Annotated in this window: 16 protein-coding genes; 6 read left to right on the forward strand and 10 right to left on the reverse strand. The window is 70.4% G+C overall.

The window, feature by feature from the left end:
* The first annotated feature begins 209 nt into the window (after nucleotides 1–209).
* Both ACWC2B_RS06985 and ACWC2B_RS06990 read left to right on the forward strand, forming a co-directional pair.
* Nucleotides 210–1751, forward strand: coding sequence for a M1 family metallopeptidase (locus ACWC2B_RS06985; protein ID WP_450715568.1), 1542 nt, complete (start codon nucleotides 210–212; stop codon nucleotides 1749–1751).
* 358 nt (nucleotides 1752–2109) lie between these two features.
* Entirely contained in the window at nucleotides 2110–3135 is a 1026-nt protein-coding gene (locus tag ACWC2B_RS06990; RefSeq protein WP_450715400.1) for a LacI family DNA-binding transcriptional regulator, read from the forward strand.
* A 70-nt stretch (nucleotides 3136–3205) separates the two neighbouring features.
* On the opposite strand, the gene ACWC2B_RS06995 is transcribed toward ACWC2B_RS06990, so the two are convergent.
* Together ACWC2B_RS06995 and ACWC2B_RS07000 are read right to left on the reverse strand one after the other, a co-directional pair.
* Entirely contained in the window at nucleotides 3206–4069 is an 864-nt protein-coding gene (locus tag ACWC2B_RS06995; RefSeq protein ID WP_450715401.1) for an oxygenase MpaB family protein, read from the reverse strand.
* 389 nt (nucleotides 4070–4458) lie between these two features.
* Nucleotides 4459–4932 carry a F0F1 ATP synthase subunit B family protein gene (locus tag ACWC2B_RS07000; protein ID WP_450715402.1) on the reverse strand — a complete coding sequence of 158 codons (474 nt, stop codon included), beginning with the start codon at nucleotides 4930–4932 and terminating at the stop codon, nucleotides 4459–4461.
* A 173-nt stretch (nucleotides 4933–5105) separates the two neighbouring features.
* Between ACWC2B_RS07000 and sph the strand changes: the two genes are divergently transcribed.
* Entirely contained in the window at nucleotides 5106–6092 is a 987-nt protein-coding gene (gene sph, locus ACWC2B_RS07005; protein ID WP_450715403.1) for a sphingomyelin phosphodiesterase, read from the forward strand.
* 191 nt (nucleotides 6093–6283) lie between these two features.
* Here the strand turns inward: sph and ACWC2B_RS07010 are convergent, their stop codons facing one another.
* The 3 genes from ACWC2B_RS07010 to ACWC2B_RS07020 all read right to left on the reverse strand — a co-directional run bounded on the left by ACWC2B_RS07010 (nucleotide 6284) and on the right by ACWC2B_RS07020 (nucleotide 7255).
* The gene (locus ACWC2B_RS07010; protein ID WP_450715404.1) at nucleotides 6284–6466 is read right to left on the reverse strand and encodes a hypothetical protein; all 183 of its coding nucleotides are present in this window, start codon (nucleotides 6464–6466) and stop codon (nucleotides 6284–6286) included.
* Nucleotides 6463–6768, reverse strand: coding sequence for a DUF6247 family protein (locus ACWC2B_RS07015; protein WP_450715569.1), 306 nt, complete (start codon nucleotides 6766–6768; stop codon nucleotides 6463–6465). Before ACWC2B_RS07015 ends, ACWC2B_RS07010 begins: the two co-directional genes overlap by 4 nt.
* A gap of 76 nt (nucleotides 6769–6844) precedes the next feature.
* On the reverse strand, nucleotides 6845–7255 hold the full coding sequence (locus ACWC2B_RS07020) for a hypothetical protein (protein WP_450715405.1): 411 nt from the start codon (nucleotides 7253–7255) through the stop codon (nucleotides 6845–6847).
* 200 nt (nucleotides 7256–7455) lie between these two features.
* On the opposite strand from ACWC2B_RS07020, the gene ACWC2B_RS07025 reads away from it, so the two are divergent.
* Entirely contained in the window at nucleotides 7456–8205 is a 750-nt protein-coding gene (locus ACWC2B_RS07025; protein WP_450715406.1) for a MerR family transcriptional regulator, read from the forward strand.
* A 129-nt stretch (nucleotides 8206–8334) separates the two neighbouring features.
* On the opposite strand, the gene ACWC2B_RS07030 is transcribed toward ACWC2B_RS07025, so the two are convergent.
* The 4 genes from ACWC2B_RS07030 to ACWC2B_RS07045 all read right to left on the reverse strand — a co-directional run bounded on the left by ACWC2B_RS07030 (nucleotide 8335) and on the right by ACWC2B_RS07045 (nucleotide 14142).
* Entirely contained in the window at nucleotides 8335–10521 is a 2187-nt protein-coding gene (locus ACWC2B_RS07030; protein ID WP_450715407.1) for a 3-hydroxyacyl-CoA dehydrogenase NAD-binding domain-containing protein, read from the reverse strand.
* 39 nt (nucleotides 10522–10560) lie between these two features.
* Nucleotides 10561–11775 (reverse strand): acetyl-CoA C-acetyltransferase, encoded by a 1215-nt coding sequence (locus ACWC2B_RS07035; protein ID WP_450715408.1) that lies wholly within the window; start codon nucleotides 11773–11775, stop codon nucleotides 10561–10563.
* Between the two features lie 74 nt (nucleotides 11776–11849).
* On the reverse strand, nucleotides 11850–12992 hold the full coding sequence (locus tag ACWC2B_RS07040) for an acyl-CoA dehydrogenase family protein (protein ID WP_450715409.1): 1143 nt from the start codon (nucleotides 12990–12992) through the stop codon (nucleotides 11850–11852).
* Between the two features lies 1 nt (nucleotide 12993).
* Nucleotides 12994–14142 carry a CaiB/BaiF CoA transferase family protein gene (locus ACWC2B_RS07045; protein WP_450715410.1) on the reverse strand — a complete coding sequence of 383 codons (1149 nt, stop codon included), beginning with the start codon at nucleotides 14140–14142 and terminating at the stop codon, nucleotides 12994–12996.
* A gap of 272 nt (nucleotides 14143–14414) precedes the next feature.
* On the opposite strand from ACWC2B_RS07045, the gene ACWC2B_RS07050 reads away from it, so the two are divergent.
* Nucleotides 14415–15596, forward strand: coding sequence for a saccharopine dehydrogenase family protein (locus tag ACWC2B_RS07050; protein WP_450715411.1), 1182 nt, complete (start codon nucleotides 14415–14417; stop codon nucleotides 15594–15596).
* Between the two features lie 15 nt (nucleotides 15597–15611).
* On the opposite strand, the gene ACWC2B_RS07055 is transcribed toward ACWC2B_RS07050, so the two are convergent.
* Nucleotides 15612–16313, reverse strand: a complete 702-nt coding sequence (locus tag ACWC2B_RS07055; RefSeq protein ID WP_450715412.1) for an endonuclease V — start codon at nucleotides 16311–16313, stop codon at nucleotides 15612–15614.
* Between the two features lie 157 nt (nucleotides 16314–16470).
* On the opposite strand from ACWC2B_RS07055, the gene ACWC2B_RS07060 reads away from it, so the two are divergent.
* Nucleotides 16471–16890, forward strand: a complete 420-nt coding sequence (locus ACWC2B_RS07060) for a GNAT family N-acetyltransferase (protein ID WP_450715413.1) — start codon at nucleotides 16471–16473, stop codon at nucleotides 16888–16890.
* Nucleotides 16891–16931: the final 41 nt, after the last annotated feature.

Consider the following 16931-nt stretch of genomic DNA (forward strand, 5'->3'; position numbering starts at 1 on the left):
CGGAAGGTACTCCGGTCAACTCCCACGCAAAAGAGGGCAGTCGAGGCACTTAAGCCAACGAAGCCGCACAAGTCAACATGTCGGCCGAATGGCGATCGTGTGACAGGAGGAGCCATGGACATGACTGGGACGGCCGGGGCTGAATAGGGTCCGAAGAGATCGTTCACCCTCGTTCACCCCACGACGACCATGACGACTTGGAGCTTTTTGTGCACCGCAAAATCATCGCCCCGAGCGTGCTCGCCGCCTCCCTTCTGCTGGTGATCCCGGCATCGGCCGCGGACTTCACTCCGGGCGCCCCGGGCATCGGCGACCCCTACTACCCGGCCAGCGGCAACGGCGGCTACGACGTCTCGCACTACGACCTGAAGCTCAGGTACCAGCCCGCCACCGACCTGTTGGAGGGCACGGCCACGCTGCTCGCCACCACCCAGCAGGACCTCTCCCGCTTCAACCTGGACTTCGGACTCGCCGTCAGCGAAGTGCGGGTGAACGGCACCAAGGCCACGTTCGCCACGTCGGGCAGCCACGAGCTGGAGATCACTCCGGCCACGCCGCTGCCCAAGGGCAAGTCCATCACCGTGGTCGTGAAGTACGCGGGCAAGCCCTCCGAGCTGAAGGTCGACGGCTGGACGGCCTGGCAGCGCACTCCGGACGGCGGAGTGGCGGCCCAGGAGCCGGACTCGGCGGTGTGGTGGTTCCCCTCCAACGACCACCCGCTGGACAAGGCAACGTACGACGTGTCGGTCAAGGTTCCCGACGGCACCCAGGCGATCAGCAACGGAGTTCTGCAGTCGCAGAGTTCGAAGCTGGGCTGGACGACCTACAACTGGCGCTCCAACAAACCGCAGGCCTCCTACCTGACGACGCTCGCGGTGGGCAAGTTCGACATCACCACCGACAAGACCGCGAGCGGGCTGCCGGTCCTCAACGCGTACAGCAAGGACCTGGGCGACAACGGCGACGCCGCGCGCGCCAGCATCGAGCGCTCGAAGGACGTCACGGAGTGGCTGGAAAGCGTCTTCGGCACATACCCCTTCAACGCGGTCGGCGGCTACGTACCGAACGTGCCGACCCACTTCGCCCTCGAAACGCAGACACGACCGTTCTACAGCCCGGCGCAGTTCGCCAACGGCTCCAACGTGTCCGTGGTCGTTCATGAGTTGGCGCACCAGTGGTACGGCGACGACGTCTCGGTCAAGGGCTGGAAGGACATCTGGGACAACGAGGGCTTCGCGTCGTACGCCCAGTGGCTCTGGTCGGAGAAGGAGGGTAACGGCACCGCGCAGGAGTTGGCGGACTGGGTGTACTCGCAGCACCCGGCCGACGACCCGTTCTGGACGGTGAAGCCGGGCGACCCGGGCCCGGACAAGCAGTTCGACGGAGCCGTCTACGACCGCGGCGCCGTGGCCCTCCAGGCGCTGCGCAACACGGTCGGCGACGCGTCCTTCTTCAAGATCCTCAAGGGCTGGCCGACCGAGCACGCCTACGGCAACGCGGCGGTGGGCGACTTCGTGAAGTACGCCGAGAAGATCTCGGGCAAGCCGCTGGCAGAGCTCTTCGACACCTGGCTCTTCCAGCCGGCGAAGCCGTCCAACTCGGCTGCGGCGAAGGCCCGGTTCGGCCCGCGAGCCGGGGTCACAGCGTCCCCGTCGGCCAAGCAGGGCGAGCAGGCCAGGCAGGCCAAGCCGGTGGAGCCCAAGTCGTGGAAGCAGATCGCCGCATCGCACTCGGTGCACGACCAGCACTGAGGTGACCAGCACTGAGGTGACCAGACCGAGATGACCAGGCGAGCCGGGGTGGACGAGGCGGAGGGACCCGCCAGATCGGGCGGATCAGGCGGATCGGCGGATCCCTTGAGCCCGTCCGCCCTGGCTCTTGGGTCACTGGGGGGGGCGCCGAGAGCGCTCTCACAGAATGGGGCGGGACTAGGGGCTTCGAGCCGTGAAGCGCCGAGAGCGCTCTCACGGCACGAGGGCGGGGCCAGCGCTTCCCGTCGTGAAACGCTGAGAGCGCTCTCTCCACAGAGGTTCGAGCACCCGATACGCTGCCCGGCAACGCAGTTCCGCCGAGGGGTCGTTGACGATCCGCCGATGAGGAGAACCTGCCTTGACCGAGCAGTACTTCGGGGTGCGGCCCACGCTTGAGGCCGTCGCGGCGCGGGCCGGGGTGTCGCGGGCCACCGCGTCGCGGGTCGTCAACGGCGGCACGGGGGTGCGGCCGCCCTTGGTCGACAAGGTGCGCCAGGCGGTGGAGGAACTGGGCTACATCCCCAATCAGGCGGCCCGTTCACTCGTCACCCGGAGGACCGGCGCGGTCGCCGTGATCGTCGCCGAGCCGGAGACCCGGTTCTTCACCGACCCCTTCTTCTCTCAGCAGATTCGCGGCATCAGCAAGGAACTGGCCGCCTATGACACCCAGTTGGTGTTGCTGCTCGTCGAAGGACCGGACGACTACGGGCGGATCTCCCGCTATCTGACGGGGGGTCATGTCGATGGAGCGCTCGCCTTCTCGTTGCACGACGAGGACCCGCTGCCCGCGATCACCCGCGGCGCAGGCATGCTGACGGTCTTCGGTGGCCGGCCCGGATTTCCGACGGCCGTTCCGTACGTCGATGCCGACAACCGGGGTGGCGCGCGTGAGGCCGTGCGGCATCTGCTCTCCCTCGGGCGCAAGCGCATCGCCCATATCGCCGGTCCGCTGGATCAGACCGCTTCGACCGACCGCCTCGACGGGTACCGCGACGTACTCCCGGAAGCCGATCCGGCGCTGGTGGTGGAAGGCGCGTTCACCGCCGAGAGCGGGGCCCGCGCCATGGCCGAACTCCTCGCGCGCCGCCCGGACTTGGACGGCGTGTTCGCCGGCAACGACCTGATGGCCTCGGGCGCCCTGCGGGTGCTGCGGGAGCGCGGTCGGCGCGTGCCGGAGGATGTCGCGCTGGTCGGATTCGACGACATGGCCTCGGTCGCGGAGGCCACCGATCCGCCGCTGACGACCGTGCGCCAGGAGGTCGAGGAGATGGGCAGGCTGATGGCGCGGCTGCTGCTGCGCGGGCTCGACCAGGGCGGCGCCGAGGTGTCCCCGCCCGCCTCGGTGATCACCCCGACGGTCTTGGTCCGACGCGCCTCGGCCTGAGGCCCTGGGTGTGAGAGCCCTGGACCTGAGAGCCCTGGGTTCCAAAAGCGGGCCTGCGGCGCGGGCTGCTTCATGAGCGAGCTGAGTGCCTGAACTCCGCCCTCGCCCGGCGGGCGAGCGGGAGGTAGCGCAGTCGCTCGGGCAGGACCGGCACGACCGCGCGCACCACCCGGCCGAAGCGGCGCAGCTTCCGCTCCTGCTCGTCCGTCCAGTCGAGGCCGATCGCCTCGCGCGCGTCCGGCGGCAGGAAGCCGATGGTGAGGAAGCGGCGGAAGCGCGCGAGGGGCGGCAACAGCACCGGCCAGAGCCCTCTCAGGAGGAGCCGCAGGAGCAGCGGGCCACGGTCGGGGGCCGGGACGGGGCGGTCGGTGGCGACGAGTTCCTCGACGACGGCGTTGGTACGTATCTCGTCGGCGAGGACCTTGCGGTAGTAGGGCCAGAACTCCTCGATGGTGCCTGGCATGTCCCGGTCGTTGATCCCGAGGATCCGGCCGACCTGGAGCCACTCCGCGTACAGCTTGCGGTGCTGGGCGTCGGTGAAGGGGCGGCCGATGTACTGCTGGGCGTGTGCGTAGACGGGGTATCCGGTGGCGTGCACCCACGCGTAGTAGGCGGGGGTGAGCGCGTGGTAGCGGCGGCCGGTGGCGTCCGTGCCCTGGATGGTCTTGTGGAGCTCCCGGAGCCGGCGCCCCTCCTCGGCCGCCTGCTCGCCTCCGTACACCCAGAGCTGGAGCGAACGCAGCGAGCGCTCTCCGCGGCCCCACGGGTCGGTGCGGAACACCGAGTACTCGTCCACGCCCGCGCCGACCGCGGGGTGCGCGACCTGCAGGGTGAGCGCCGCGGGCAGAGTGAGGAGCATCCTGATGTCTCCGGCCAGACTCCACAGCACGCCGCCGGGCGGGGGTGGCACGGGAGCGGCGTCGCGGCGGCTCATGGTTCTGGGCTCCCTGGGGCTGACGGGCCTGTGGTGCACTGCCGTGTTTGTAGGGATTCCAGTATGCAATCCCCCAGGTCACGGCGGCACGGAGGGTCCATCCAGGGAGCAGGCCTGCTGAAGCCACTGCCGCGCTCAGGGGCTCAAGAGCGCAGCTCTGCCGCAATCGCTGCGGCACATAGGTCCCTCCCTAGACCTGCCCCCCTGGCCCGGGGCTTGCCCCTAGCCCGGGACCTAGCCCGGGGCCTGACTCTGGCCCTGGCGAAGTCACCGCCGCCCCCGACGTGCCCCGGAGCACCCTCCCGCCAAGGCCACAGGGCCGCACATCAGGCGCAGCCCGCCCGCACCCCCGGCGAAGCCGTCTCGCCAGGGGCGCTCCGCGGATCGGCTCAGCGGTCGGCCGGGGTCGGGATCGGCTCGCCGAGGATGCGGCCGGCCAGTTCCGCGGCCAACTCCTCGACGTACGGGCGTAGTTCGACCTCAGCGGCCGCGCGGGCGGTGGCTATCCGCGCGGTGCCGGCGGCGAGGATCTCCTCGCGCTCACGGTTGCCCTCGGCGCGGGCCGCGGCTATCGCCGCCGCGCCCTCCTCCTTGGCCTGCTGCCTGATGCGGGCCGCCTCGTGCCGCGCCCCGGCGAGCTCCGCCTCGTACCGCGATCGCACCTCGGCGGCCTCGGCGAGGAGGGCTTCGGCCTCGCGCGAGCGGCCCGTCGTGAGAGCCTCGCGCTGCTCCAGCGTCCGCTTGATGCGGGGCAGCAGCACACCCGCCATGATCCAGAAGCAGAGCAGGAAGAGGGCCAGACCGATCAGGAGATCGGGCACCGTGGGATTGAGGGGGCCCACATTCATGGGGAGAAGCTTCACGCCTTGGCACCTTCTCTCGCGTACGCGCCCGTGGCCAGTGCTGCACGAGCGTTCGTACGCCTGATCGTACGGCAGGGGTAAGACAGTGGGCGCACGGAGGTTACCTCTAGGTAACCGCAGCTGCTTTGATGTGCGCGCCAGTCCAAATACCCACTCCAGACACAGGAGTTCACGTGCCGCACCCCTCGCTCCGCAAGGCCCCCGGGGCGGCCCTCGCCGCCGCGCTCGCTGCCGTCACGCTGGCGGCGGCCACCCCCGCTCCCGCTGCCGCAGCCGAGCCGCCCCGGCTGAAGGTGCTGACGTACAACACCTTCCTGATGAGCCAGAACCTGTACCCGAACTGGGGCCAGGGCCACCGGGCCCAGGCGATACCCGCCGCCCCGTTCTTCCAGGGCAACGACGTCGTCGTACTCCAGGAGGCCTTCGACAACTCCGCCTCGGACGCGCTGAAGCGGAACGCCTCCGCCCAGTACCCCTACCAGACCCCCGTCGTGGGCCGCGGCAAGGACGGCTGGGACGCGACCGGCGGGGCGTACTCCTCGACCACCCCCGAGGACGGCGGCGTCACCCTGCTCAGCAAGTGGCCGATCCTGCGCAAGGAGCAGTACGTCTACAAGGACGCCTGCGGCTCCGACTGGTACTCCAACAAGGGCTTCGTCTACGCCGTGTTGGACGTGAACGGCACCAAGGTGCACGTCGTCGGCACTCACACCCAGTCGACGGACTCCGGGTGTGGCACGGGCGAGGCGGTCAAGGACCGGGCCCTCCAGTTCAAGGCGATCAAGTCCTTCCTCGACGCGAAGAACATCCCGGCGAGCGAGGAGGTGATGGTCGCGGGCGACCTGAACGTGGACTCGCACGGCTCCGAGTACGCCTCGATGCTCGCCAATGGCGGCCTGGTGGGCGCCGATTCGCGGACTGGGCACCCGTACTCCTTCGACACCGCCGAGAACTCGATCGCCCACTACCGCTACCCCACCGACCCGAAAGAGGACCTGGACTACGTCCTCCACCTCGCGGGTCACGCGCGCCCGTCCGGCTGGAACAACAACGTGGTGAAGGAGTCCACGACGCCCTGGACGGTGAGCAGTTGGGGCAAGGACTACACGTACACGAACCTCAGCGACCACTACCCGCTCCAGGCGGGTCGCACGCCGTAGCCGACGGGTCCCCCGGCAACCCTGGCCGACCGGCACCCTCCGGCGGGCCGGGGCTACTGCCAGACGCACTGGTCAATGACGATCTGCGGGTCGGTGGTTCGGGGTGTGAAGTAGTCGCAGCCATCCGCGCCCATGGTCGAAGTAGAGGACGTGGGCACCGGCCGGGCGCGTGGACTGCACGGGTTCGACGCTCATTCCGGCCGTAGATCGCGGTCGGTGTCGATGCCCCGGAAATACGGGTCGGGTGCGGTGACAAGTTCGGCGCGGGCGGTGTCGGCCAAGGCGCGGGCTTCTTCGGGAAGACCGGCCCTGTTGTCTTCGGCTGACTTGGTCCAGTCGGCCTGCCAGGGCGGCCCCATGAAGTCGTCGGTCATTGACCTGGCTTCGCCTCTGCTGCCTCGCGTCGGATCTGTCCGGCTTCTTCGATGAGCGCTTTGGCGCGGGTGAAGTCGGCTTCGGCGCCGGCCTCGTCCTCCAGGGCGTGAACCCTGGCTTCGGTCTTCGGGTCGCGGGCGAGGGCGTATTCACCCCACCAGCGGGCCATGAAGGCGGGGACCGGAGCAAGGTCGTAGGCGTCGGCGATGTCCCGGCGCCAGTGCCGGTCGAAGTCGACCAGCAATTTCGGTGCGTGGGCGGCGATGGCGGCGCGGAGGGCCTTGGGGTTCCTCTCGGGCATGGGCGAGATGGCCTCCGGCCCGTCGAGGTGAGCGGTGCTGTTCACGAGCAGCGTTCCCTTCGTAACGGCGAGCGGGTCAGTCGGCGGCGATGAGGGCGATCGTGCCGGTCGCCGGGTCGGTCTCGTTCCTGGTCATGTGTTCCAGTTCCGTGCTGGTCACGAAGGTCTGCACGAGGTGCAGCCGTCGGGAGGCGTAGGCGGACAGGAGGAGTTCGGCGAGCATGCCCATGCTGCGGGCCGCGTCCGTTTTGGCCCGGCGCTTGTCCGCGGCCTTCCACGTCTTCTCGGCGCAGTAGCCCGAGCGCGCCTTCCGCTTGCCCGCGCCTTCGGAACCGAGTTCCGTGATGCGGCCGCTGGCGTAGCCCTCGAAGAGGAGAGCCAGCGTGCGGGCGATCGGCAGACCGTCGGCGTTGGCGCGCCGGTCGGCGTCCTTCCATACGTCCTCGGCCACCCAGAGCGATCGGCGGGGTTCATCGGGGGCGGGCATCGCGGATCTCCTCACACAGGCGGACAGGCCTATGCGACAGCAGCGCACTACGTATTTTTTGCCAGGCGAGGGGCACTTTCCCGTGTCCTGCCGGTATCCCCCATGGTCCCTATGCACCTATCGGTGAGACAGCAATACTGTTACACCGGATCGGACGCATATCAGGGCGTCCGAGGACACCGGGGAGGCGAGGCACTGCCATGGCGACGGAGACCGAGGAGCCGACACTCACGGTTGACGAGCTGGCCGCGCGGGCCGGGGTCACCGTGCGGACCATCCGGTTCTACGGCACCCGGGGGCTGCTCCCGCCGCCCGCGATCGGGCCGCGCCGGGTCGGGCACTACGGGCCCGCCCACCTCTCCCGGCTCGCGCTCATCGAGGAGTTGCAGCACCACGGGATGACGCTGGCCGCGATCGAGCGCTATCTCCAGCAGCTGCCGGCCGACCTGAGCGCTCATGATCTCGCCATCCACCGGGCCGTGGTCGCCTCCTGGGCGCCCGACTCGGCGGACGACGCGAGCCGCGCGGAACTGGAGCGGCGGGCCGGGCGTCCGCTGTCCGACGACGACATCGACCGGCTCGCCGCGATGAACGTCCTGGAGCGGATACCGGGGTCCCCCGACACCTTCCGCGTCGACCCCGGGCTCCTCGCGCTGGGCGTCCAGCTCCTGGACGTACCGATCGCGCACGAGACGATCCTGGCGGCCCGTACGGTGCTCATGGAACACACCCGCTCGGCCGCGCACGAGCTGACCCGGCTCTTCCGCGACGAGGTCTGGAACCCGTACCGGGAGCGGGAGTCGGACCCCGATCACGTCGAGGCGATGAAGTCGCTGTCCGCGCACATGCAGCCGATGGTGCTCCAGGCGCTCGTCACCGCCTTCCAACGGTCGCTGAAGGAGGAGCTGAGGGCGGCGTTCGGCCCGGTGGACGGGCGCCCCGGGGAGTGAGTCCCCGGGGCGCCCCCGCACGGGTGAGCTCCCTTGGCTACGTGCCCCGAAGGGGCGCGGGGAACTGCGCGACCAGCCCCCACCGGCCCGCGGATGAAGCCAGCCCTCCCACCCACCCCCGCGGAGCGCTTACGCGTCCTGGAACTTCTCGCCCCTCTCCGCCTTCTCCACGAGCAGGGCCGGCGGCTGGAAGCGCTCTCCGTAACGCTCGGCGAGCTCACGGGCGCGGGCCACGAAGCCGGGCAGGCCGCCCTCGTACCCGTTGATGTACTGGATGACGCCGCCGGTCCAGGCCGGGAAGCCGATGCCCATGATCGAGCCGATGTTGGCGTCGGCGACGGAGGTGAGGACGCCCTCCTCGAAGAGGCGGACGGTGTCCAGGGACTCCGAGAAGAGCATCCGCTCCTTCATGTCCTCGAACGGGATCTCATGACCCGGCTTCGTGAAGTGCTCGCGCAGGCCCGGCCACAGCTTGCCCCGCTTGCCGTCCTCGCCGTACTCGTAGAACCCGGCACCGCCGCTGCGGCCGGTGCGGCCGAACTCGTCGACCATGCGGTCGATGACCGCGTCCGAGGGGTGGCCGGGCCAGACGCCGCCCGCTTCCTCGATCGCGCGCTTCGTCTCGTTGCGGATCTTGCGCGGCAGGGTCAGGGTCAGCTCGTCCATCAGGGACAGGACCTTGGCCGGGTAGCCGGCCTGGCCCGCCGCCTGCTCGATGGACGCGGGCTCGATGCCCTCGCCGACCATCGCCACGCCCTCGTTGATGAAGTGGCCGATCACGCGGGAGGTGAAGAAGCCCCGCGAGTCGTTCACGACGATCGGCGTCTTCTTGATCTGGCGTACGAGGTCGAAGGCGCGGGCCAGCGCCTCGTCACCGGTGCGCTCACCCTTGATGATCTCGACCAGCGGCATCTTGTCGACCGGCGAGAAGAAGTGCAGGCCGATGAAGTCGGCCTGGCGCGAGACGCCCTCGGCGAGGCCGGTGATGGGCAGCGTCGAGGTGTTGGAGCACAGGAGCGCGTCCGGCTCGACGATGTCCTGGATCTCCTGGAACACCTTGTGCTTGAGAGCGGTGTCCTCGAAGACCGCCTCGATGACGGCGTCGCAGCCCGCAAGGGCCTGCGGGTCGGCAGTGGGCGTGATCAGGGCGAGCAGCGCGTCGCGCTCGGCCTCGGCGGTACGCCCGCGTGAGAGCGCTTTCGCGAGGAGCTTCTCGGAGTACGCCTTGCCCTTCTGGGCGGCTTCGAGGGACACGTCCTTCAGGACGACCTCGATGCCGGCCCGCGCGCAGGAGTACGCGATGCCCGCGCCCATCATTCCGGCGCCGAGGACCGCGACCTTGCGGACGGGACGCGGCTCGATGCCCTGGGGGCGGCTGACACCGGAGTTGACGGCCTGGAGGTCGAAGAAGAACGCCTGGATCATGTTCTTCGAGGTCTGCCCGGTGACCAGCTCGGTGAAGTACCGGGCCTCGATGGTGAGAGCGGTCTCGAAGTCGACCTGGGAGCCCTCGACGGCGGCCGCCAGGATGTTGCGCGGCGCCGGATAGGGCGCGCCCTGGAGCTGCTTCTTCAGGTTGGCCGGGAACGCGGGGAGGTTCGCGGCGAAGCGCGGGTTCGACGGCGTGCCGCCCGGGATCTTGTAGCCCTTGACGTCCCAGGGCTGCTGGGACTCGGGGTGCGCGTCGATGAACGCGCGCGCCTTGGCGATCATCTCCTCGCGCGTGGCGGCCACTTCGTGGACGAGGCCGTTCTCCAGGGCGCGCCGCGGGGAGTACTGGGTGCCCTGGAGGAGCACCTTGAGCAGGGCGTCCGTGATGCCCATGAGGCGTACGGTGCGAGTCACGCCGCCGCCCGCCGGGAGCAGGCCGAGCGTGACCTCGGGCAGGCCGATCTTGGAGCCGGGTGCGTCGAGCGCGACGCGGTGGTGGGAGGCGAGCGCGATCTCGTAACCGCCGCCCAGGGCCGCGCCGTTGATGGCGGCGACGACCGGCTTGCCCAGGGTCTCGATGCGGCGCAGCGACCGCTTGATGGCGGTGCCGGTGTCGAAGGCCTGCTGGGCGAGTTCGGGGCCGACCTGGATCATGTCCTTGAGGTCGCCGCCCGCGAAGAAGGTCTTCTTCGCGGAGGTGTAGATGATGCCCCGGATGGAGTCCTGGTTCTCGGAAAGAGCGGCCTCGGCGCGGTCCGCGATGGCCTCGATGGAGTCCTTGAAGGCCTGGTTCATGGTGTTGGCGGACTGGTTGGGGTCGTCGAGTACGAGGGTGACGACGCCGGTCTCGTCCTGTTCCCAGCGGATGGTGGTGCTTTCGGTCATGGCTCGGATTCTCCGTATGAGGGTGGCCGGGAGGGACGGTCAGAGACGCTCGACGACGGTGGCGATGCCCATGCCGCCGCCGACGCACAGCGTGGCGAGCCCGTAGCGCAGGTCGCGGCGCTCCAGCTCGTCGACGAGGGTGCCCAGGATCATCGCGCCGGTCGCGCCGAGCGGGTGGCCCATGGCGATGGCGCCGCCGTTGACGTTGACCTTGTCGAGGCTGAGGCCCATGTCCTTGACGAAGCGCAGCACGACCGCGGCGAAGGCCTCGTTGATCTCGACGAGGTCGATGTCGTCGATGGTCAGGCCGGCCTTGGCGAGCGCCTTGCGGGTGGCGGGCGCGGGGCCGGTCAGCATGATGGTGGGCTCGGAGCCGGAGACGGCCGCGGAGACGATGCGGGCCCGCGGGGTCATCCCGTAGCGCTCGCCGACGGCCTTGGAGCCGATGGCGACGAGGGCCGAACCGTCCACGATTCCCGAGGAGTTGCCCGCGTGGTGGACGTGGTTGATCTCCTCGACCCAGTGGTACTTCTGCAGGGCCACCGCGTCGAAGCCGCCCATCTCGCCGATCGCGGCGAACGAGGGCTTGAGGCCCGCGAGCGAGTCCGCGGTGGTGCCCGGGCGCATGTGCTCGTCGTGGTCGAGGACGACGAGGCCGTTGCGGTCCTTGACGGGGACGACGGACCGCGCGAACCGGCCGTCCTTCCACGCCTCGGCGGCCCGCTCCTGGGACATTTCCGCGTACTCGTCGACGTCGCGGCGCGAGTAGCCCTCGACGGTGGCGATGAGGTCGGCGCCGATGCCCTGCGGGGCGAAGTTGGTGTCGAAGTTGGTCATCGGGTCGGCGAACCAGGCGCCGCCGTCGGAGGCCATCGGGACGCGCGACATGGACTCGACGCCACCCGCGAGGACCAGGTCCTCCCAGCCCGAACGGACCTTCATGGCAGCCATGTTGACCGCTTCGAGACCGGAGGCGCAGAAGCGGTTCTCCTGTACGCCGGCGACCGTGTCGGGCAGCCCGGCGGCGATCGCCGCGATGCGGGCGATGTCGGAGCCCTGGTCGCCGACCGGGCCGACGACGCCGAGCACGATGTCGTCGATGACGGCCGGGTCCAGGCCCGGGAAGCGCGCCTGGATCTCGTGGATCAGGCCGACGACGAGGTCGATCGGCTTGGTCCCGTGCAGGGCGCCGTTGGCCTTGCCGCGACCGCGCGGCGTGCGGATCGCGTCGTACACATACGCTTCGGTGCTCAACGTCAAGCCTTTCGGATGAGGGTGGTTCAGGGTGGTTCTGGGGAGCGTGGTCGGCCGAGCAGGGGGCGGCCGGGTCAGCCGAACAGGGAACGGCCGATGATCTCCTTCATGATCTCGGTCGTGCCGCCGTAGATCGTCTGGATGCGGCCGTCCGTGAAGGCCTTGGCCACCCGGTATTCGGTCATGTAGCCGTAGCCGCCGTGCAGTTGGAGGCAGCGGTCGGCGACGCGCTTTTGCAGTTCGGTGGCCCACCACTTGGCCATCGAGGCGTGCACGGCGTCCAGTTCCCCGTTGGAGTGGTCGACGATGCAGCGGTCGAGGAAGGTGCGGGTGACGGCGCACTCGGTGGCCATTTCGGCGATCTCGAAGCGGATGTGCTGGAGCTTGGACAGCGGCCGGCCGAAGGCCTCGCGCTCCTTGACGTAACTGGTGGTGATCTCCAGGAGGTGCTCGGCGGCGGCGATCCCGGCGACCGCGATGCCCATCCGCTCCTGGGCGAGGTTGGTCATCAGATGGATGAAGGCGCCGTCCCGCTCGCCGAGGAGGTTGTCCTTCGGGACGCGTACGTCGTGGAAGAACAGCTCGGCCGTGTCCTGCGACTTCTGCCCGATCTTGTCGAGGTTGCGGCCGCGCTCGAAGCCCTCGGCGCCGCGCTCGACCACGATGAGGGACAGGCCCTTCGCGCCGCCCTCGGGAGTGGTCTTGGCGACCACGACGACCAGGTCCGCCAGGATGCCGTTGGAGATGAACGTCTTGGAGCCGTTCAGGAGCCAGTGGTCGCCCTTGTCCTCGGCGGTGGTGCGGATGCCCTGGAGATCGGAGCCCGCGCCGGGTTCCGTCATGGCGATGGCGGTGATCAGGGAGCCGTCGCAGAAGCCGGGCAGCCAGCGCCGCTTCTGCTCCTCGGTTGCGAGCCCGGTCAGATAGGGCCCGATGATGTCGTTGTGCAGGCCGAGCGCGAGGCCCGCCGCCCCGGCGCGGGTGAACTCCTCGGCGAGGACGGCGCTGTAGCGGAAGTCGGCCTGGCCGCCGCCCCCGTACTCCTCGGGCACGGCGAGCCCGAGCAGCCCCTGCCTGCCGGCCGCGAGCCACGCCTCGCGCGAGACGATGCCGTCCTTCTCCCACTGCTCGTAGTGCGGCAGGACCTCCTTGGCGAGGAAGGTGCGGACGGTCTCGCGGAACGCCTCGTGCTCGGCGCTGAAGATCTGCCGTTTCAACTCAAGCCTCCTGTACGGGAGTTGATGCCGGGCCTGCCGAGAGCCCCGGCAGGTCCCAGTCGCGGGCGACGTCCGCCGTGTCGGCGCCCGGCAGGGCGGGAGGCCTGCGGATGGATCCGGGGGTGGCGGAGAAGCGGGGTGCGGGCGCGGGCTGGGTGATGCCGCCGTGCCCGGTGAAGGTGGAGCGGGCCGCGAGGTGGGGGTGATGCGGCGCCTCCTTCAGGGACAGCACGGGCGCGACACAGGCGTCCGAGCCCTCGAAGACGGCCGTCCACTCCTCGCGGGTCCTGGTGCGGAACCGGTCGGCGATGGCGGTGCGCAATGCGGCCCAGCGGGCCAGGTCCTTGCGGGCGGGGGCCGCGTCCTGGATGCCGAGGAGCCGGATGAACTCGTCGTAGAACCGCTGCTCCAGGGAGCCCACCGCCATGTACTGGCCGTCCGAGGTCTCGTACGTGCCGTAGAAGGGGCAGCCGCCGTCGAGGAGGTTGGCGCCGCGCCGGTCCTGCCAGCCGCCGGCCGCCAGCATGCCGTGGATCATCGTGGCGAGATGGGCGGTGCCGTCGACGATCGCCGCGTCCACGACCTGGCCCGCTCCCCCGCCACGCGCGTGCTGGAGGGCGGCGAGCACGCCGATGACGAGGTAGAGCGAGCCGCCCGCGTAGTCGCCGACGAGGTTGGCAGGGACGGTCGGGCCCTCGTCCGGGCCGCCGATCATGCCGAGGGTGCCGGTGATGGCGATGTACGCGATGTCGTGCCCGGCCCGCTGGGCGAGGGGGCCGTCCTGGCCCCAGCCGGTCATCCGCCCGTACACGAGCTGCGGGTTGCGGCCGAGACAGTCCTCGGGGCCGACACCGAGGCGCTCGGCGACGCCGGGCCGGTAGCCCTCGATGAGGATGTCGGCGCGCTCGACGAGATCGAGGACCAGGCCGGGGCCTTCCGGCGCCTTGAGGTCGATGATCACGGAGCGCTTGTTGCGGTTGGTGAGGTCGTACGCCGGGTCGATGCCGAGGCCGATGCCGCCCGGACGGTCCACCCGCACCACGTCGGCGCCGAGGTCGGCGAGGAGCATGGCGGCGAACGGGCCCGGCCCGATGCCCGCCAGCTCGACCACGCGCACCCCGGCGAGCGGGCCGGTTCCTGTCGCTGCCATCAAGCCCCCAGCACTGTGACACAACTGATGTAACATCAACGATGCTAAGAACACGTTCCACTCCGCACAAGCCCCAATGAGCAACCGCTCAGCAGGCGCGGCCACCGCTCGGGCGCCGCTTGCCCCGATACGCCGGGCTTGACCGGCACCGCTCCGGCCGCTGATCACCGGACCCCGCAGGGCCGACTGCCCAGATCGTCGGCCGCACGCTAGCCTCACAACCCGGCATTGGCCGACGGCGTGACCAGGCAGCTCAAGTGCGGAGGCACACGGTGGAACCCTCGAAGCGGAATTACGACATCGTGCTGTTCGGCGCGACGGGTTTCGTCGGGTCGCTGACCGCCCAATATCTCGCGACCCACGCCCCCGAGAGCTGCCGCTGGGCGATCGCCGGGCGCAGCCTCGGCAAGCTGGAGCGGCTGCGCGAGCGGCTCGCCGAGCTCAACCCGTCGTGCGCCACCCTGCCCCTGGTCACCGCCGACTCCACCGACCCGGCATCGCTGCGCGCCCTTGCCGAGTCGGCGCGCGTCGTCGCCACCACCGTGGGCCCCTACGTCTGGTACGGCGAGGGCCTGGTGGAGGCGTGCGCCGAGGCGGGCACCGACTACCTCGACCTGACCGGCGAGCCGGAATTCGTGGACACGATGTACGTACGCCATGACGCGCGGGCCCGCGAGCGCGGCGCCCGTCTGGTCCACGCCTGCGGTTTCGACTCGGCGCCGCACGACCTCGGGGTGCTTTTCACCGTGCAGCAGCTGCCGACCGGGGTGCCGCTGCGGATCGACGGTTTCGTGCGGACCAACGCGACGTTCTCCGGCGGGACGCTGGCTTCCGCGCTGACCGCGCTCGGCCGCGGCGCGCAGACCGCGCGGGCGGCCAAGGAACGTCGGCTGCACGAGCCGCGCCTGGTGGGGCGGCGGGCCCGCGCCCCGCTCGGCGCGCCGCACTTCAGTAAGGAGACCGGCACCTGGGCGCTGCCCATGCCCACCATCGACCCGCAGGTCATCGCCCGCTCGGCGGCGGCCGACGAACGCTACGGGCCCGACTTCCGCTACCGGCACTTCGCCGCGGTGAAGCACCTTCCGGTGGCGATCGGCGGGGTGGCAGCGGTGGGTGCCGTCGCCGCCGTCACCCAACTCCCGCCCGCGCGCGAGTGGTTGATGAGCCGGTACGAGGCGGGGAACGGTCCGGACGAGGCGCGGCGGCGGCGTAGCTGGTTCACGGTGCGCTTCGTCGGCGAGGGCGGTGGCCGCCGGGTCTTCAGCGAGGTGTCGGGCGGCGACCCCGGCTACGACGAGACGGCGAAGATCCTCGCCGAGGGCGCCCTCAGCCTCGCCTTCGACGAACTCCCGGAGCTGGCGGGCCAGTTGACGCCGGCGACCGCGATGGGCCCGGCCCTGACCGAGCGGCTCCGGGCAGCCGGGATGCGCTTCCGGGTGGCGGACACGCGCTGAGCCCGTCAACTGGGGCTACGCGGCTGCCTGTTGGGCTTCCTTGAGCGCCCGGCGGCACAGCGAGTCGGCGTGCCGGGTGGACTCGGGGAGGCGGTAGCGCCGGGCGAGTTCGAGGGTGTGGGCACACGCGCCGTCGAGGCTCACCCGGTGGCCGACCGAGACGAAGACCGGTTTGGTGCCGTCCTGGGTGCGCAGGGCGCGGCCGACCTCGGCGCCGTCGTCGGCGAGCAGTGGCGAGCTGTCTCCGCGCCGGGGTCCGGGCTGCTCGTAGGTGAAGGTGAACGGGTTCTTGGCGACGCCCATGACGGGGAGCCCGGTGAGCACGCCGAGGTGGCTGGCGAGGCCGAAGCGGCGGGGGTGCGCGAGCCCGTATCCGTCGCAAATGACCATCCCCGGGCCGGAGCCCAGCCGTTCGAGGGCGGCGAGCACGGTGGGGATCTCGCGGAAGGCGAGCAGGCCGGGAACGTAGGGGAAGGCCACCCGGCCGACGGCCGTGGCCTCCTCGACCACCTCCAGGGTCGCCGCGTCGAGCACGACGGCGGCCGCGACGACGAGGTCCCGCTCGTCGTCGTACGCCACGTCGACCCCCGTGACGAGCCCGCTGCCCGGCGCCGGCCCCGGCTCGTCGAGCACGACCTTGCCGCGCAGCTCGTCCTGTACGGCCAGGGCGGCCGCCTCGCTGTCCGGCCAGGCGGCCGGAATCCCCGTGATCTCCATGGGGGCAACCCTAAGCGCGACGGCGCCGCGCCGGGGTGCGGAGCTCATGACCGCGGGCCGGTGGGGGCCGAGCGCACAGTTCCCTGAGAGCTGTGTCTGCCCTCCCAACTGGCCCAGCACTGGCGGATCCCGGCCCCCCATGCCTAACATGTAAGGTATGGGTGACGTGATTGACCATTACGAGATTCGGGAGGGCGTGCCCTCCCCCGAGACCTTTCGACACCTGCGCACCGTCGCGGGACTGTCCGACCGGTCGGCCGAGGCGATCGCCCTGGCACTTCCCAACACCTGGTACGGCGTGATCCTTTACGCGAACGGGGAGCCGATCGGGATGGGCCGGATCATCGGCGACGGCGGCACCGCGTTCCAGGTCACCGACATCTGTGTCCACCCCGCCCACCAGGGCCGCGGCCTCGGCAAGCGGATCATGGCCGCGCTGACGGCGGAACTGGAGCGCCGGGCTCCCGTCACCGCGTACGTGTCGCTGATCGCGGATGGCGAAGCACGCCGTCTCTACGGGCAGTTCGGCTTCGCCGAGACCGCTCCTGAGTCGGTGGGCATGGCCCGCGTGTTCTGAGAGCCCGTGACTCAGCCACGTCTGGAGCCATCGCGAGTAGC

The organism is Streptomyces sp. NPDC001415 (assembly GCF_053597395.1).

Coding starts and splice junctions, on each gene's coding strand:
- ACWC2B_RS06995 (WP_450715401.1), bottom strand. CDS start 4,069: ATGAGCCGCCGCGACGCCGCTCCCGTGCCACCCCCGCCCGGCGGCGTG.
- ACWC2B_RS07010 (WP_450715404.1), bottom strand. CDS start 6,466: ATGACCGACGACTTCATGGGGCCGCCCTGGCAGGCCGACTGGACCAAG.
- ACWC2B_RS07015 (WP_450715569.1), bottom strand. CDS start 6,768: ATGCCCGAGAGGAACCCCAAGGCCCTCCGCGCCGCCATCGCCGCCCAC.
- ACWC2B_RS07020 (WP_450715405.1), bottom strand. CDS start 7,255: ATGCCCGCCCCCGATGAACCCCGCCGATCGCTCTGGGTGGCCGAGGAC.
- ACWC2B_RS07025 (WP_450715406.1), top strand. CDS start 7,456: ATGGCGACGGAGACCGAGGAGCCGACACTCACGGTTGACGAGCTGGCC.
- ACWC2B_RS07030 (WP_450715407.1), bottom strand. CDS start 10,521: ATGACCGAAAGCACCACCATCCGCTGGGAACAGGACGAGACCGGCGTC.
- ACWC2B_RS07045 (WP_450715410.1), bottom strand. CDS start 14,142: ATGGCAGCGACAGGAACCGGCCCGCTCGCCGGGGTGCGCGTGGTCGAG.
- ACWC2B_RS07055 (WP_450715412.1), bottom strand. CDS start 16,313: ATGGAGATCACGGGGATTCCGGCCGCCTGGCCGGACAGCGAGGCGGCC.
- ACWC2B_RS07060 (WP_450715413.1), top strand. CDS start 16,471: ATGGGTGACGTGATTGACCATTACGAGATTCGGGAGGGCGTGCCCTCC.